The organism is Arthrobacter sp. 131MFCol6.1 (assembly GCF_000374925.1).
Classification (GTDB): Bacteria; Actinomycetota; Actinomycetes; order Actinomycetales; family Micrococcaceae; genus Arthrobacter.
In genome coordinates this window covers 374337-391663 of sequence record NZ_KB895541.1, presented here as the reverse complement: position 1 = coordinate 391663, position 17327 = coordinate 374337, and the positions used below count along the sequence as shown (strand labels likewise).

The following is a 17327-nucleotide window of genomic DNA, read 5'->3' as shown; positions in this document are numbered from 1 at the left end:
TCTCCGATGTTCCCCGCAGGGCCAGCATTTTCCGCAGCGCCTGGGCCGTCCGCGACATTATGCAGATCTGAGGAACGCAATCCCGGACTGCTCCGGAGAATGGCGGACCACACTGCTTCCACGGTCGGGACGGCCGCTGTGGCACCCGTTGGTCCCGAGACCAGCCAGCCGTCGCTGGTGGCGACCACTTTCGGGGCCCCGGGCCAGGATTGGCAGACGCTGTTGATCGTTTGGGCGACGATCAGGTGCTGCCGCATCGTTCGGACCGCTCCCAGCACGGGATCCCTGACAACGCTTCGTCCGCACGCACCGCACATTGTGAGTGTCCCTTCCTAGGGCATGACGTCGCCGGAATTTGGCCCCAGCGTCTGGCCGACATACAAGTTGCCGCCCGGATCGCTGGCCAGAAGCAGCGCGGTAGGGGCGACTTCGGCCGGCAGCCCGAAGCGCAAGAGCGGGAGACCAGCACGTTTCGCGGCCTTCCACTCCTCCGATATCCCGTCTACAAGGGGCGTCTCGATGGGACCCGGGGCGATGCTGTTGACCAGCACGTTGTCGCCAGCAGTTTCCAGGGCCAGGGCCTTGGTCATTGCTACGACTCCGGCTTTAGCGGCGCTGTAGTGGCTGAGGCCGGTGCCGCCCTTGATGGCCAGCTGTGAGGCGATGTTGATGATGCGGCCCCACTTCTGCTGCCGCATCTCCCCCACCACCTCCCGGCAACACAGAAACACGCCGGTCAAATCCACGGCAATCGTTTCGTTCCACATGGCCAGGGTCATATCTTGCAACGGCGATTCGGTCAGCAGGCCGGCGCTGTTCACAAGGACGTCGATGGTGCCAAGCTCGGAGCGGGCAGCGGCGAAGGCCGCCTTCACGCTCGCTTCATCGGCGACGTCGACGGCGATGGTTCCCGCCACGCCCGACCGGTCCAGGACAGCGACTCTGTCGCCGTTGGCGGTGAATGCGTCGGCGATGGCCTTGCCGATGCCGCTGGCTCCGCCCGTGACCACTACAGCACGGCCCTCCGTGTATCGGGAGGCGTCAGGGTTGTTCATTCTTTTCCTTCCGGGACCAGTCAGGCGCGCATCTTGATGGTGAGACCGCCGTCGACGATCAGGGACTGCCCCGTGACGTAGACGGCATCATCGGAGGTCAGGAAGCCGATCACGCTGGCCACCTCCTCAGCCCGTCCGACGCGGCCCCAGGGGATTTCCCCACCGGCGCGCTGCAGGCCCTCGGGCCCGAGGGAGTTCACCGGATCCAGGGATTGGGGAGTTTCGATCAGTCCGGGGATCACGGCGTTGGCGCGGATGCCGCGCGGCCCCAACTCGGCGGCAGCACTGCGGATCAGCCCGAGGATGCCTGCCTTGGCGGCTGCGTAGTGGGCATGCTCCTCCCACCCGTAGACTCCCCCGGCAATGGAGGACACGGCAACCATCGCTCCGCCGTCGGTCATCCTCGCGGAACCAGCGCGCAGGGTCCGCATGACTCCGGTGAGGTCGACGTCGAGCATGTCGTGCCAGCGCTGATCGGTCATCTCCTCCAGCGGTGAGTTCCGCAGGATTCCGGCGTTGGCCACCGCGTAGTCCAGGCGGCCGTACTCCTGGACGGCGCGTTCGGCGAGGGCATCGACGGACGGGGTACTGCGGACGTCCACTTCGTGGATGACTCCCTGGCCGCCGGCGGCTTTCACCAGCCGAAGGGTTTCCTCCGGATCGTGCGGGTCGCCGGGAAAGGTGCCAATCACCGAATGCACCCCGCGGTGGGCGTAGTGGACCGCGAGTGCCCGTCCAATGCCGCTGGCCGCTCCCGTGATCACGGCCACCCTGTTCTCAGACGTCATGGGGGTGGTCCTCAAGCAGGGCCTCGGCCGGCGGCTTCGCGGCGATCATCAGGAGGCCGGAGAACAGCGTCCCGGCCGCGCCGACCCACAGGGCGGCAGCGCCGGTCCCCATGCTGGCGGCCGCAAGCGTGAACAGGAACCCGCCGAGAATGGTGCCGGGCTGGCTCATCGCGCCGATAAAGGCTGTGCCGGTGGCACGGCAGCTGACGGGGTAGCACTCGGCCATGAAGTACTGGATCGCGGCGTACGGCCCGACCAGGAAGAACAGTCCGGCACCGTAGGTTGCGATGATCATGAAGGGGCTGGTGGCGATGGGGCTGAGCATGATGGAGAACGAAATGCCGGAAAGAATCCAGCCGCCGATGATGGTCCGCTTCCGGCCGATCTTGTCGCCGAGCCACCCGTGGAAGACGTAGCCGAAGTACGCCAGCATGTTGATGATGATCAGCATCCAGAAGGCATCGGAAAGTTCCACACCCTTGGCGTTCTTCAGGACGGAGCTGCCGAGAATGCTGAAGATCAGGATGCCGAAGAAGTTGAAGATCCAGGCCAGCGAGAAGACGATCGTGTTCCGGCGCAGGTGCGGCTCCCAGATGCGCTTGAGTGGGGCCGCGGAGGAGTGCTCGACCCCGAATGCATGGGCCAGGGCGTGGGCTTCCTCGGGCTTGCCGTGCTTCTCAAGTTGGGTCAGCTTTTGGTGCAGTTCGAACTGCGGCGTTTCCTTCAGCTTCTTGGCAATGAGCCACACGATGATTGCTGCCGGAACGGTCGCCATCAGGTACAGGGCGCGCCAGCCAAGGGACGGAAGGAAGACGAGGGCGAGGGCGCTGGCGAGCAGGAAGCCCAGCGGCCAGCCGCCCTGGATGAAGGAGTAGTGGAAGCCGGGGCGCTTGCGCTTATCCGCGACTTCGGTGACCTGGTAGACCTCGTTCATGTAGGTCGCGTTGACGGCCTGCTCGGAGAATCCGAGCCCACCGAAGGAACGAACCAGAATCAACAGGCCGTTGCTGAGGAACGGGATTCCGGTCGGGATCAGGGCTGTCAGGCCGGAGACAATGGCGGTTCCGCCGACAGTCGTCATCATGCCCTTGCGGCGGCCGAGCCGGTCAATGACGGGGCCGATTCCGAAGCAGACGATCGCGGTGCCGACGGCGATCCAGGTGTTGATTGCGTAGGCCTCGGTGGCGGTCCAGCCGAATTCCTGCTGCATGGCCGGCAGGAGGGTGCCGAAAAGTCCGAAGTCGAATACGGCGACGGTCCAGGCACATAGCGCCAAGACGGTGGCGACGGTTGTGTGGTGCTTGGAGAAAACCGGGAACCGGCGTTTTTCGTCCGGTCCGGGTTGCGTCAGATCGACGGCGGGCTGCTGGATGGTCATTACTGGTTATCCTTTCGGGGGCTGCGGGCGAGGAAGGAGTCCGCGATCTGGTCAAACGTCAGCCAGCTGACGCCTTCGTGGGAGTTGATGTGTTCGATGAGGCGCTCAAGCATGAGGAGCACCTGGGGGCGGCCCGAGACGTCCGGGTGGATGGTCATGGTGAAGACGGCCTGGTCCATTTCCCGGTACACCCAGTCGAACTGATCGCGCCACATTTGTTCAATGTCCCGGGGGCTGACGAATCCGTGGGAGTTCGGGGCCGCCTTGATGAACATCATGGGAGGGAGGTCGTCCAGGTACCAGTTGGCGGGGATCTCGACAAGGTCGGTTTCGGTGCCCCTGACCAGCGGCTCCATCCAGGTTTCGGCGGCCTTGGTGTAGTCGATCTTCTTCCAGCTGTCGCCGACCCGGACGTAGTAGGGTTCGAAATCCTTGTGCATCAGAGAGTGGTCGTATTTGATCCCGCGTTCGAGCAGGATCTCGTTGGTGACCGGGGAAAATTCCCACCAGGGAGCAACGTAGCCCGTGGGCCGTCGGCCGGAGACCTTCTCGATGAGTTCGATCGAGCGGTCCAGGATGGCGGTCTCCTGTTCGCGGGTCATGGCGATGGGGTTTTCGTGCGAGTACCCGTGCACGCCGATTTCGTGCCCGGCGTCGACGATCATCCGGGTCAGGTCCGGGAAGGTCTCGATCGAATGGCCCGGCACGAACCAGGTGGAGGGCAGACTGTACTTCTCGAACAGGCGGATGAGGCGCGGGCCGCCGACCTCGCCGCTGAACAAGCCCCGGGAGATATCACAGGGCGAGTCCTCGCCCCCGTAGGAGCCGAGCATTCCGGCAACTGCGTCCACGTCGACGCCGAACGCGACTTGGATGTCCTTAGTCATGAGATCAACCTTTCACTGCGTATCTTGTAGAGGTTTTCTTGCTGAGGTTTGTTGATGGTTCTGCTGATGAAGTTCTGGTTCCGGGGCGGGACTAGTCAGGGGGCGCGCCCCGGCGGGCGAAAGTTTCCGCTATCCGCGCAGTGGGGGTGTCAAGTCTGAGCAGCAGACTGAGAAGGACCAGCGATTGGGATGGCCTGAGCAGCCCGGAGGGTATGGCACCGGCAACCCGCAGGTCGTCTCCGCCGCCGTCGCCGTACCGGGGCACGACGGCGCCGGCTTCCACGCGGGTGCTCGTCACAACCACGACGCCGGCCGCGGTAGCGTCGGCGACCTCACGGCACAGCGCGCGGTTGGCGTTGCCCGTCCCCGTGCCCTGGAGCACAATCCCTGCCGCCCCGGCCTCCAGGGAAGCCCGCAGGAGAGTGGAGTCGGCTCCCGGGTAAGAGGCAATAAGGTCCACGCGAGGCGAACCGGCGGCGACGTCCGGCAAGGGCAACGGGGCCATTCCGGGGCGTGCCGCCTGCATCATGACCTCGCCGGACTCGGACACCGAACCCGCAGTGCCGAAATCCGGGTTGGCAAAAGCATCGAGCCGCGTTGTGTGGCTTTTCCGGACCCCGGTCACAGGGAAGATGGTTCCGGCAAACTCCAACAACACGCCCCTCCCCCGCGACTGCGGGGACCCGGCGACGGCGATCGCCCGGTACAGATTGCCGGGACCGTCCGGCGCCGGGGAATCGGCCGCCTGCTGTGCTCCGGTGAACACGACGGGGCGGAGATCATCGTGGGTGAGGTCCACCAGATAGGCTGTCTCCTCCATCGTGTCCGTGCCATGGGTGACCACGACCCCCAAAACCTGGGGGTCAGCCAGAGCGAGCCGGATCCTGGCGCAGATGGCGATCATGTCCTCCACCGTTAGCAAGTACGAACCCTTCCGAAAGACATCGACCACGCGGACCGGATGCGCGGCCGGCACCCCCATGCTGGCGAACACGTCCTCTCCCGTGTCCGAGGCCACGGCGGCTCCCCCGGTCTCCGACGCACGGGAGGATATTGTTCCTCCCGTGGCCAACAGCACCACATGGGGGCCATCCAATTTTGTGACAGTCATTTCCACTCCGCTTGTCCTGCATCTGCTGCGAAAGATGCTTACCCAATCGATTGGGTTGTAGGTTAAAAATTATCTTTGCGATGTTTCCTGAAGATGCTTCCGGGTGTTTCGAGGGTGTAAACACTTCGCCGATTGGCGCCGGGATCCCGGCAACCCAATCGATTGGGTTGGCGATGAAATGACTATAGAATGTGAGGTGCGGCACGTCAAGGGCTCCCTGATCAGACTTGCGCAGGTTATCGGGCAGTCTTGGTGATGACGTCTTTTTGAGCTGAGGCAGGGGAACGAATGGAAGAATCCAGAGCTGGGGACCGCACGGTTACGCTGAAGGATCTGGCGAACGAGCTCGGCATCCACCCGTCGACTGTGTCCAGGATCCTGCACTCGGGCTCCGAGGTGGCAAGAGGGGCAGCCTCCCTGGCCACGGCCGAACGCGTACGTGAGCTGGCGCGGAATCGGGGCTACTCCCCCGACCCTCAGGCCGCCGGACTGCGGACGCGGCGCACCCGCCTCATGGGCGTGATTGTGCCCCGGCTTTCGGACCTTGTCCTGGCGATCATGTACGAGGGCATCGACGAGGCCGCGGCAGAACTCGGCTATTCCACGTTCGTCATGAACTCCCGCGACGACCCGGAGGAACAACGGCGCAAGACCGACATCATGCTGGCCCGGCGCGTGGACGGACTGATCATCGGCGACGCACATCTGGACGGTGGCCTGTTGCAGGAGTTGACTGCCCGTAAGGTGCCGTTCGTGCTCGTGAACCGCCGCGTCCCGGGCTACCCGTCCGCCACTTGCGACGACCTCCTTGGCGGCGAGCTCGTGGCCGACCACCTGTGGAGCAAGGGGCACCGGAACGTCGCCGTGATCGCCGGCGAGCCCTACGCCAGCACAGCCGTTGACCGGACGGCCGGCTTCGTGGACCGCTGGCGTTCGCTCGGCGGAAAAATCCCCCGTAAGGCCGTGGTCTGGTCCCGGTTCGATACCGCTGGCGGACGGGAAGCGGCCGAGTCGATCCTGACCCACTGCAAACCCCGTCCGACTGCACTTTTCGCCGTCAATGACTTCGCGGCCATCGGCGCCATGGGCGCCTTACGATCCCACGGACTTAGCGTCGGCGACGACGTCGCGGTGGTTGGTTTCAATGACACCTCCCTGGCCGCGGAGCTTCCTATTCAGCTGTCCTCGGTCCACTCGCCCATGCTCGACATCGGGAGGACGGCGGTGCAGCTCCTCAAGCATGTTCTGGACGGCGAACACGTCGAACCGGTCAGGCTGGAACCAACCTTGTGCGTTCGGGAAAGCAGCGCCTAAGGCAACGCAAGATGACAACCCCAGTCGTTTATCTCGGCCACCCACACAACTTCACAGGCCACCGCGGCGGCAGGCAAGAGCCGCGACAACCGTCAGAGGGACCCAACTAGGTCCACTAGCGCCTTCAACCGCTAAAGAGCCGGCCGATGACAGTGCATGTGTCGTGCTCCACTCACAGCTCACCGACGCCTACATTTTCGTCAAGGCGTGTTGCACGGCCGTCCTCACGGCGGAGGGCGGCTTGTGCCATCTGCCTGGGACGGAGATTCCGCTGTTAGAGCCCCCGCAGCCGGTGCAACAAGAGTGCGACGTGTAGGGATGTCCTGGATTCGGCGTCGTCGAGATCCACCGCCAGCAGTTCCTCCAGTTTGGCCAGCCGAGCGTAGAGCGTAGGACGGCTCAGGTAGCCGCTGCGGGCCATCGCCGCCTTGTTGCCGCCGGATTCCAGATACTTCCCGAGCAGTTCCAGCTGGCCTACCTGGCCTTGGGCTTCAGCCGTGAGGAGGGATGCCAGTTCCGATTCGACGAATTGCTGCACACGCGGGTCGTGGCGAAGCAGGGCCAGGAGTCCCCGGAGCCGGACATCCGTGGCTCGGTAGAAGGACTTTCCGCCGTCGCGCAGGGTCGCCGCCGTCTCGGCGACGTGGGCCGCTTCGTCGATGCCCGCTGCGGCGTCGAGCAGGGAACTGGTGGGGCGTCCGACGCCGATGGTCCAGCGCGGCGCCGCCCAGGCTCCCGCATCCCCGGAAGGACCGGTGTGTTCGGCAACGACCCGGGCGAGGTGCTGGAGCACCGCCTCCTGGAGCCGGTGTGCCGGCAGTCCCAGGATCATGCCGACCGAACCCGATCGGATGCTGGCCGTCAAGGCGGTGCCGGAGCTTGTTTTGAGTGTCCGGGCCAAGAGTTCCAGCAGCTCCCGCTCCTCCTGCTGGCCGGCGAGCGGATCGCCCGGCGGAAGCGTTGCGCCGTGCGCGGCAGCCTGCGGGGCCGGGGTGGTCCGGAACACGACAGGCACGTACAGCGGTGACCGCTTCAGCCCCAGAGATCCGGCGCGGGCAAGGGCTTCGGCGTCGCTCAGTCCGCGGGGCTGGCGCAGCGCGTTGAACAGACCTGCCTGGGCCCGCTGGCTCAGTTCGAGCCGGTCCCGTTCCGCGAGGCGGTTAATGGCCAGGGTCTGTGCCGCGCGCTCCAGGACCATTGCGGCCGTCTCGTCGTCGTCGAGCGGCACCGGCACAATCAGCCGACCCCACAGCTGCCCCCGCACGCCCACCGGCGTCTGAAGCCACTCCTCCGGCCCGGTCCGAGCCGTCGAGGCCGGCGACGGCGTGGTTCGGGACCGCGGCTCCCAGTCTTCCAAGAGTTCTGCCGTGTCCAGCTGCCGGGCGGAATAGCTGAGGACCAGATGGGAGAGGTCCTCCAAGACCACGGGGGCGTCGATCATCATCGCCGCCTGCTCCACCACCTGCTGGCTCCCCGCGCTTTCCAGGCTCAGCACGGTGAAGGCCTCATGGACATCTCTGGCGCGCTCCACGCGTTCGAGCTGCTCCGCCACGATCATCCGGTGCACTACTTCCGTGACCTGGACGAACCGCACGCGCCGCTCGAGGACAATCACCGGAAGTGAGGCCCGCCTGGCCGCGGCCCGCAGCGCGGCCATGCTGCGTTCCCTGTTTCCGATAAGTTCGACGATCAGCCCGGCGGCTGCGGCCCCCTCCAGGGATCTGATGAACGACGCCGTGAGGCCGGGTTCCTTTTCCAGCTCAAGGCCCGTGGTCAGCACCAGTTCCCCGCCGGAGAGCAGCCCGCCGACGTCGAGCAGCTCGCTGACATGCACCCAGCGCACCGGCGCGTCCAAACCGGCTAAACCACCGAGCACCCTCGGGTCCGCATCACGCAGAACGGGAAGGTCAAGGATGGCACGGACCGTAGGGAGCATTTACAGAGTGTAATCCCAGGAGCGCAATTCTTTACACACTGCCCCTTACGGGGTTACGCGGCCGCGGACAGACTGGACGCACAGCACGGCACCGAATGCCGCCACACATCAAACAGCACTGAGGAGAATCCTTGAACACGATCAAGCACTGGATCAACGGCACCCACGTCCCCGCCGGGGACCGCACAGCCCCCGTCACGAACCCCGCCACCGGAAAGGTGACCGGACAGGTTGTGCTCGCCAGCGTCGCTGAAAGCAATGCCGCCGTTGCCGCGGCCAAGGCCGCCTTCCCGGCCTGGCGCGACACCTCGCTCGCCCGCCGCACCCAGATCCTTTTCGCATTCCGCGAGCTGCTGAACACCCGCAAGGACGAACTCGCGGCCATCATCACATCAGAGCACGGTAAGGTCCTGGACGATGCCCTGGGCGAGGTCACCCGCGGCCAGGAGGTCGTGGAATTTGCCTGCGGCATCCCGCACCTGATCAAGGGCAGCTTCACGGCGAACGCCTCCACCAACGTGGACGTCCATTCCGTCCGCCAGGCCCTGGGCCCGGTCGCCATCATCAGCCCGTTCAATTTCCCGGCCATGGTTCCGATGTGGTTCTTCCCCCTGGCCATTGCCGCGGGCAACACCGTGGTCATCAAGCCGAGCGAAAAGGACCCGACCGCCGCCAACTGGATGGCCGAACTGTGGAAGGAAGCCGGGCTGCCGGACGGCATCTTCAACGTCCTGCACGGCGACAAGGTGGCCGTCGATGCACTGCTGACCCACCCGGACATCAAGGCCGTGTCCTTCGTGGGATCCACACCGATCGCCAAGTACGTCTACGAGACCGCCAACGCCAACGGCAAGCGCGTCCAGGCCCTCGGCGGCGCCAAGAACCACATGATCGTCCTGCCCGACGCCGATCTCGACCTCGCCGCCGACGCCGCCATCAACGCAGGCTTTGGCTCCGCCGGCGAACGCTGCATGGCCATCTCCGCGCTGCTCGCGGTGGGCGACATCGCGGACGAACTGGTCCGCAAGATTGCCGGCCGAGCAACCTCGATCCGCACCGGTGACGGCCTGCGCGGCTGTGACATGGGCCCGCTCGTCACGGCCCAGCACCGGGACAAGGTGGCCGGTTACATCGACGCCGGCGAAGCGGCCGGCGCCACGCTCGTCGTCGACGGCCGCACCATCGCCGCCGACGCCGAAGGTGAGGGCTTCTTCGTCGGGCCGACCCTCTTCGACAACGTCACCACCGACATGTCCATCTACACCGATGAGATCTTCGGCCCGGTCCTCTCCGTGGTCCGCGTCGACAGCTACGACCAGGCCCTCGAGACGATCAATTCCAACCCGTACGGCAACGGCACCGCGATCTTCACGAACGACGGCGGTGCGGCCCGCCGCTTCGAGAACGAGGTGGAGGTCGGCATGGTGGGCATCAACGTTCCGGTGCCGGTCCCAATGGCCTACTACTCCTTCGGCGGCTGGAAGAACTCGCTCTTCGGCGACACCCACGCCCACGGCACCGAAGGCGTCGGATTCTTCACCCGCGGCAAGGCCGTCACGTCCCGCTGGCTGGACCCGAGCCACGGCGGCATCAACCTCGGCTTCCCGCAGAACGCGTGACCGGAACGTCAAGAGAAAGGCAACTGCCATGACCTCCACAATCGACAGCGGCATCCGACCGTTCCAGGACACTGCCGACGCCGCACGCTGCGCCTACGAACTGGACCGCAAGCACGTCTTCCATTCCTGGTCCGCCCAGGACCTCATCGACCCCATGGTCATTTCCGCGGCCGAGGGATCCCACGTCTGGGACGGCGACGGCAACAAGTACCTGGACTTCTCCTCGCAGCTGGTCAACACCAATATCGGCCACCAGCACCCCGCCGTCGTATCCGCGATCGCCGCCCAGGCCACGAAACTGTGCACGATCGCCCCGAGTTACGTCAATGACGCGCGCTCCGAAGCCGCCCGTCTGATTGCCGGTCGCACCCCCGGCGAACTGGACAAGATCTTCTTCACCAACGGCGGCGCCGACGCCAATGAGCACGCGATCCGGATGGCCCGGCTGCACACGGGCCGCCACAAGGTGCTCTCCGCCTACCGCTCGTACCACGGCGGCACTCAGCTGGCCATCAACGTCACGGGTGACCCCCGCCGCTGGGCCAGCGACACCGCCAGCAGCGGGACCGTGCACTTCTTCCCGCCGTACTTGTACCGCACCGCCTTCCACTCCAGCACCGAGGAGGAGGAAAGCCAGCGCGCCTTGGAACACCTGGAACAGCTGATTAGCTTCGAGGGGCCTTCAACCATCGCCGCCCTCATCCTGGAAGGCGTCCCGGGCACAGCCGGGATCTACCTGCCACCTCCTGGATACTTGCAGGGCGTACGGGAGCTCTGCACACGGCACGGCATCGTCTTCATCGCCGACGAAGTCATGTCCGGCTTCGGCCGCACCGGGGCCTGGTTCGCCGTCGAGCACTTCGACGTCGTCCCTGACTTGCTGACCTTCGCCAAGGGCGTGAATTCCGGCTATGTTCCGATGGGCGGCGTGGCGATCAGTCCGGAGATCGCCGCCACGTTCGGCACGCGCGTTTACCCGGGCGGCCTGACCTACTCGGGCCACCCGCTCGCGGCGGCTGCCGCCGTGGCCACCATTAACGCGATGGAGAACGAACAGATCGTCCAACACGCGGCAGCCCTCGGCGAGACGGTGATCGGCCCGGCCCTCCGCGGATTCGCCGAAACCCACGCCTCGGTCGGGGAAGTCCGCGGCACGGGCGTGTTCTGGGCCATCGAACTCGTCAAGGACCGGCAGACCCGCGAGCCCCTCGCGCCGTACGGCGCCTCGAGCCCGGAAATGAACCAGCTCGTGGCGGCCTGCAAATCCCGCGGACTGCTGCCGTTCGCGAACTTCAACCGCATCCATGTCGTCCCGCCCTGCAACACCAGCGTGGAAGACACCCAGACAGGCCTGGCCATCCTGGACACCGTGCTGGACATCGCGGACGGGTTCGCCACCTGATGATTCCGGAGACATTCGCGCCGGACAGGAGCTTGCACGTGAGCGCCCACAGGTGATGCCGGCGCTGCCTTCGGTGATGGACGTCAACTGCCGACCCGATCCAGCCGCTATTGGCCGGAACGGGAGAAGGCGAGACTTCCGATGTGGTCGACGAGCGTGTCGTGGCCGAGGCCCAGAAGGGCCGAGGCGAGACTGGCGACCAGGTCAAGCACGTCCTCACTGCTGGCGGTGCCGGCCAGTACATCCATGACCAGGCCGTCTTCCTGGGCCACCAGCGTCCGCGCGATCTTCGCCGGTTCCAGGACGGGAAAGAACTCACCGGCCTGGATTCCGTCGGCAATGATTTGTTCGTACGTCGCTTGCTGGGTGCGGATGAGTTCCGCTTGGATCCGTCGGTGCTCCGCGTCCCTGATCGAATGGGTCCAGTACTCGTAAAGAATCCGGAAAGTGTCGTCCTCCAGTCCTGCCGTGGTGCCCGCGCTGATGACTGCGGCGAGCCGGACCGTCGGGCTCATGGCGGGGTCCGCTGCCTCCGCCAGCCGTGCGAGGAATCTGGCGGACGAGGCTTCGACGGCTGCTGCGGTGATTTCGGCAAGGCTTCCGTAGTAGTACAGCACGGCGTTTGGGGCCATGCCTGCCTCCGCCGCAATCGCCCGCAGCGTCGCGGCTTCCGCACCGTCACGGGCGGCGACGGCCTGTGCCGCCGCCGCAATCGCCCTCCGGCGCACTTCCCTCTTGCTGAGGTCCGCCATTGCCACTCCTCCCCCGGCCCGATGCCTATTGACAGCGAGTCTAGACCCGTATTGAATGGTATTCAAATTTGAATGTGATTCAAATAACTTTGATTCAATGAGGAGTCTCCGTGTCACATCCCCTTCCACCCCCCACCGTTACACCCCCCACCCTTCCGGCTGCCGCTCCGAGCAAGGGACTGAAGGCCGGCTCGATCGGCATCGGCCCAACGGTAGCATTGGGTCTCGCCGCGGTGGCCCCGGCGTACAGCTTGGCGGTGACCTTGGGCTTCGTTGTCCTGGCGGTCGGGTCGAGCACACCCGCGGCGTTCCTGCTGGGGTTCGTGCCTATCCTGTTTACGGCCTTCGCATTCCGGGACCTCAATCGGGAAATGCCGGACTGCGGCGGGGTTTTCGTGTGGATCTCCCGAGTCTTCGGCCCGTGGTCGGGCTGGTTCTTCGGTGGCTGGGTCCCCCAAATAGCCACCTTCATCTCCAGCGCGGCCCTGGCGCAGGTTGCCACGACGTATCTTCTGACCTTTTTGGGGCTCGGCTGGGCCGCCTCCCAACCGGTCATCGTCGCGGCCATCGCGTGCGGGCTGATCGCCCTGAGCGGCGTCGTGGCGGCCCGCGGAATCGAACTCTCCGCGTGGCTTCAATACGCATTGATCGCCTTGCAGCTGGTCGCTCTGGGCGGTTTCTGCATCGGGGCCTTTACCGCCATGGCCGCCGGGACCGCGGCGGAGGGTGCCGAGCAGCCACGGCTGGACTGGTTCAACCCCTTTGCCTCCGGCGATCTCTCCGGCCTGGTCCACGGCGTCATCCTGTGCCTGTTCATCTACTGGGGCTGGGACGCGCTGATAGCGGTCAATGAGGAAACGACCGACCGCAAGGGAACACCAGGGCGGGCCGTGGTCATCACCACCGTGATCCTTCTGTTCTTCTACGTCGCGACCGCGACGGCCGCCGTCGGATTTGCCGGAACCGCCGGCATCACGGATCCTGCAACCGTCTCGGACGTGCTGTCCGTGCTTGGCCCCCAGGCCACCGGTGGCCTCTTCGGGCAGGTCATCATCCTCGCCGTCGGCATCTCGGCACTGGCGGCGCTGATGACCGTTGCGATCAGCAACCCCCGGTCCTGGCTCAGCATGGGAACTTACGGCGCACTGCCCGCTGCCACCACGAAGATGCACCCCTCCAGAGGGACACCCACCACGTCAATCGTTTGGTGGGCGCTCCTGAGCATTGCCGTGACAGTAGTTCTGACAGCGATCAGCGCCGACTTCATCGGCTTGGCTATTCTTTCAGTCGGCCTGATGATCGCCGCCTACTATGCCGCGACGGCGCTGGCCTGTGTCGTTTATTTCGCTCCCCAAATGCGCACCTCCACCTCTGCCCTGGTCATCAAGGGCATCCTCCCTGGCCTGGGCGCCCTCCTGATGACGGGAGCGTTTGCGTACAGCGCCGTCGACATGTTGTCCCCCGACTATGCCGGGCTCTCCTTGCTCGGTATCGGAACCGTGTTCTGGATCGGCATCGGTGCCCTCGCCCTGGGCGTCCTGGTCATCGCTATCATCCGCCCCAGACTCCGGCCCTACTTCGCCGGGCAAACGATCCCCCAGGGAACTTTCTCCACCCGCAACGAACTGCAATCCATCCTGAGCAGCGAAACCGAGGCATAAATGCGCGTCCTATCAATTGCAGCAATCCAAACGAAACCCGTGCCCTACGACGTCGAAGCAACCTGGGAACGCTTCGCTGCCCAGGCCGAAACCGCCAAAGAGCTCGGTCCTGAGGTCGACATCATCGTTGCACCAGAACTTCTGCTCGCAGCACCCGGGGAATTCCTGATCCCTGACCCTGAGGGCGAAACCCGCTCCGCCGGCCCCATCCCCAGCGCGCTCACCGACCGGATCGCGGACCTGGCCCGCCACCTGGGGGTCTGGCTCGTGCCCGGCTCCCTGCTGGAAACCGACGGCGGCAACACCTACAACACGGCAATCGCTGTTTCCCCCGACGGCGAGATCGTGGCCCGGTACCGGAAGCTCTTTCCTTGGCGCCCGTTCGAAACAACGACGCCGGGCGACTCGTTCGTGACCTTCGACATCCCCGGCCGGGGACGTGTAGGCCTCGCCATCTGCTTCGATGGAAGCTTTCCCGAGGTCGCCCGGCAACTGGCATGGCTCGGAGCGGAAGTCATCATCCAGCCGACCCTCACCACGACCCGGGACAGGGAAATGGAAATCGTGATGTCACGGGCCAACGCCTTCGCAAACCAGGTGTACATCGTCAACGTCAACGGCGCCGACCCATCAGCAGTCGGAGACAGCGTCATCGTGGACCCGGAGGGCACCATCATGCAGCAGGCCAGAGGAGGCGAGGAAATCCTTTTCGGCGTCCTGGACCTCGACCGGGTCACCCAGGTCCGCCGCTACGGAACCCACGGCATCAACCGGCCCTGGGCTCAACTCCACGACCAGGAAGGAATCCTCCGTTACCCGATGTACGGCGGCGCACACTTCCAACCCCCGGCGTGGAGCACCCCGGACCCGGAGGATTCACGCGTGAACCAGCTCAGCACTTCAAGGGCCTGACCGCTTCCTTCCACGGCCGCACCCCACCACAACGAGTGCGTACCTCCGGCCCCGGAGGTACGCACTCGTTGCCAGAAATGACCATCGACAGCACGATCTCATCCGCACCCGCCAGCTGTCGGCCGCTGTGAAGCCCTCCGACCCTTGCCGCCGAAAGTCTTGGCGCGTGCCCCACATTCAAGATCACGGGAAGTCTGATGCCCAATAACCTCAAATCCGCGGACACTGTCATCGTTAATGCCGGGGTGCACACCCTGGATCCAAAACAACCATCCGCCAGCACCATCGTCATCGCGAACGGCAGGATCCTCGCCGCTGGCGGCAACCACCTTCTTGGCGAGCACCGCGGTCCACGAACCCGAGTGCACGATGCCAAGGGCCAAACCATCACGCCGGGACTCATCGACGGACACATTCACCCCATCCAAGGTTCGGAAATCACGGTCGGTGTCGATTTCGGCCCAGTGTCAACGTTCGACGGTTTCCTCGCCGTCCTGCGCACCGAAGCAGCCAGGGTTCTTGCAGAGAATCCGGCGGGGTGGGTCCGGGGATGGAACCTTGACTACGGCATCTTTGAAGGCAGACGAATATCCGCTGACCTGATTGAAGAGTCGGTCTACGGCCTGCCGGCGTACATTCTCCTGTTTGATCTTCATACCGCACTGGCGAGCAGGAAAGCTCTGAGACTGAGCGGCATCACAGGTGGGCGCCGGTTTTGCGACAATTCCGAGATAGTTGTTGACGATTCCGGCAACCCCACCGGGGAGTTGCGGGAGTCCACTGCCTACGACTTGGTTGGATCCACCGCGCCGGCTCTTTCTGCAGCGCAGGCCGTTGAGAGGGCAAGGGAGCTGATCTCCTGCTTGTCGAGAACCGGCATCACCTCAGGAACGATCATGGATGGTGACCTTGCTTCGCTCGATTTCATCGACAACATAGACAGCACCGGATCGGGCTTGCCCGTCAGGCTGGTTTCCGCACTCGAGCATCGGCCCGGCCTGACTGCTGAAGAAGCACGGTCTTACGTCTTGTCGAAGGACCGACGGGGCCGGCGCTGGCGCGGCGGGCTCGTCAAGCTCTTACTCGACGGTGTAATCGATACGGGAACCGGCTGGCTCTATGAACCGGACACGATGGGCGGCGGAGTGAAATCATTCTGGCCCGATCCGGCCGACTATGCTGCAACCGTCAAAAACTATAGCGACGCAGGATTTCAAATCGCGACACACGCTATCGGTGATCGAGCCATCGGTGCTGCGATCGACGCATACGTCTCGGCAGGCGTTCGATCCCGGCGGGGAGCCCCGCACCGCATTGAACACCTGGAATGCATTGCGGACAAGGATCTCGCACGTCTTTCCACGGCCGGAATAACCGCGTCGATGCAGCCCCTGCACATGCAGTGGCGAAAGGCGGACGGATCCGATTCTTGGTCCGGCCGCTTGGGCGCCGAGCGATCGAAACGGGCCTGGAGGATCCGTGACGTCATCGATTCGGGTGCTCCGGTTGCGCTGGGCTCGGATTGGCCGGTGGCTCAGTACGACGCGCGTATCGGCATGGCATGGGCACGCCTGCGCCGCATCCCGGGCCGGACCGATGCGCATGTCTTCGAACCTTCACAAAGGTTGACGGCGCTCGAAGCGCTCAAGGGCTTCTCGGTTTGGGCCGCCGAAGCCCAAGGAGACCACGACCAGGGAAGAATCCGGCCCGGGAACAAGGCGGACCTCGCGATATGGGCCGACGATCCCCTTCTGGTTTCAGCCGACGAGCTCATTGACCTCCCGATCGAATCGACCTGGGTGGACGGAGAAACTGTCTTCAGCCGCCAGGAATAGGCCGACGTCGGCCTTCGCGTTCGGTGAGCTCAGTGCCGCCGGAGAGATCCGACGGCACCGGAGGGTTAGGACTCATGGCGCAGACTAACGGAGAAGCAGGTCCCAGCCGCCGGGTCTGGTTAGGGTGGAGGATGACCGGAGAACCGAACACCTGGCACGACAAGCACAAGGCTTCCCTCACCCGCGGGCAGCAGGCCGCGGACCTCATGCGAAACGGGATGGGGAGCTGGCCTTTCGTGGGAGGTTTCATCGCCTTCATGCTGGTCTGGGCCGCCATAAACACCTGGGCGCTGGCGACCCATGCCTGGGATCCGTACCCCTACATCCTTCTTAACCTCTTTCTGTCCATGCTGGCCGGTCTGCAAGGAGCAATTCTGCTCATCGCCGCCAAACGCCAGGATGCCATCGCGGGGGCCATGGCCCAGCACGACTACACTACGAACCTGAAGTCCAAGGAAGAGATCGATCTCCTGATGGACATTAACCGCCAGCAGTTGGAGATTCTCCGCGAACTTCAGCAACTCACACAACACGGACCAAACGAAAGCAGCCTTAAAACTAGCGCCCGCCCGGCCTTGTAGGGAGACAAACTCTCCCAGGTTGTGTCACTACAGTCGACCCAAACTGCGGAATCGAGCCGGACGGGGGCGATTGGCTGCTGTGGTTCCGGTGGTTTG

14 protein-coding genes are annotated in these 17327 nt (G+C 64.7%); 7 read left to right on the top strand and 7 right to left on the bottom strand.

Annotation, left to right across the window (positions count from 1 at the left end; all coding sequences use genetic code 11):
• Positions 1 to 332: 332 nt before the first annotated feature.
• The 5 genes from C566_RS0101905 to C566_RS20535 form a co-directional block, all read right to left on the bottom strand.
• Positions 333 to 1055, bottom strand: coding sequence for an SDR family NAD(P)-dependent oxidoreductase (locus tag C566_RS0101905; protein ID WP_018772632.1), 723 nt, complete (start codon positions 1053 to 1055; stop codon positions 333 to 335).
• A gap of 20 nt (positions 1056 to 1075) precedes the next feature.
• Entirely contained in the window at positions 1076 to 1843 is a 768-nt protein-coding gene (locus C566_RS0101900; RefSeq protein ID WP_018772631.1) for an SDR family NAD(P)-dependent oxidoreductase, read from the bottom strand.
• Complete coding sequence (locus C566_RS0101895; RefSeq protein ID WP_018772630.1) at positions 1833 to 3221, bottom strand: MFS transporter; 1389 nt, start codon at positions 3219 to 3221, stop codon at positions 1833 to 1835. The genes C566_RS0101900 and C566_RS0101895 overlap by 11 nt, the downstream gene beginning before the upstream one ends.
• Positions 3221 to 4108, bottom strand: coding sequence for a polysaccharide deacetylase family protein (locus C566_RS0101890; RefSeq protein ID WP_018772629.1), 888 nt, complete (start codon positions 4106 to 4108; stop codon positions 3221 to 3223). Before C566_RS0101890 ends, C566_RS0101895 begins: the two co-directional genes overlap by 1 nt.
• 91 nt (positions 4109 to 4199) lie before the next feature.
• Entirely contained in the window at positions 4200 to 5219 is a 1020-nt protein-coding gene (locus C566_RS20535; RefSeq protein ID WP_043465894.1) for an asparaginase, read from the bottom strand.
• Between the two features lie 288 nt (positions 5220 to 5507).
• Between C566_RS20535 and C566_RS0101880 the strand changes: the two genes are divergently transcribed.
• A complete protein-coding gene (locus tag C566_RS0101880; protein WP_018772627.1) occupies positions 5508 to 6533 on the top strand; it encodes a LacI family DNA-binding transcriptional regulator in 1026 nt (341 codons plus the stop codon).
• Positions 6534 to 6807: 274 nt separating this feature from the next.
• Here C566_RS0101880 and C566_RS0101875 read toward each other — a convergent pair whose 3' ends face one another.
• Positions 6808 to 8469 (bottom strand): PucR family transcriptional regulator, encoded by a 1662-nt coding sequence (locus C566_RS0101875; protein ID WP_026266279.1) that lies wholly within the window; start codon positions 8467 to 8469, stop codon positions 6808 to 6810.
• Between the two features lie 131 nt (positions 8470 to 8600).
• Here C566_RS0101875 and C566_RS0101870 point away from each other — a divergent pair, with 131 nt between their 5' ends.
• Entirely contained in the window at positions 8601 to 10088 is a 1488-nt protein-coding gene (locus C566_RS0101870; protein WP_018772625.1) for a CoA-acylating methylmalonate-semialdehyde dehydrogenase, read from the top strand.
• Positions 10089 to 10116: 28 nt separating this feature from the next.
• Positions 10117 to 11490, top strand: a complete 1374-nt coding sequence (locus C566_RS0101865) for an aspartate aminotransferase family protein (RefSeq protein WP_018772624.1) — start codon at positions 10117 to 10119, stop codon at positions 11488 to 11490.
• A gap of 107 nt (positions 11491 to 11597) precedes the next feature.
• On the opposite strand, the gene C566_RS0101860 is transcribed toward C566_RS0101865, so the two are convergent.
• Positions 11598 to 12242: a TetR/AcrR family transcriptional regulator gene (locus C566_RS0101860; protein ID WP_018772623.1), complete on the bottom strand. Its 645-nt coding sequence runs from the start codon at positions 12240 to 12242 to the stop codon at positions 11598 to 11600.
• Between the two features lie 110 nt (positions 12243 to 12352).
• On the opposite strand from C566_RS0101860, the gene C566_RS20530 reads away from it, so the two are divergent.
• From C566_RS20530 to C566_RS0101840, 4 genes are all read left to right on the top strand, one after another.
• Positions 12353 to 13903, top strand: a complete 1551-nt coding sequence (locus C566_RS20530) for an APC family permease (protein ID WP_051082209.1) — start codon at positions 12353 to 12355, stop codon at positions 13901 to 13903.
• Entirely contained in the window at positions 13904 to 14815 is a 912-nt protein-coding gene (locus tag C566_RS20525) for a carbon-nitrogen hydrolase family protein (protein WP_043465668.1), read from the top strand. It begins immediately after the preceding gene.
• 197 nt (positions 14816 to 15012) lie between these two features.
• Entirely contained in the window at positions 15013 to 16650 is a 1638-nt protein-coding gene (locus tag C566_RS0101845; protein ID WP_018772620.1) for an amidohydrolase, read from the top strand.
• Positions 16651 to 16781: 131 nt separating this feature from the next.
• Positions 16782 to 17231: a DUF1003 domain-containing protein gene (locus C566_RS0101840; RefSeq protein ID WP_018772619.1), complete on the top strand. Its 450-nt coding sequence runs from the start codon at positions 16782 to 16784 to the stop codon at positions 17229 to 17231.
• The last annotated feature ends 96 nt before the right edge of the window (positions 17232 to 17327 follow it).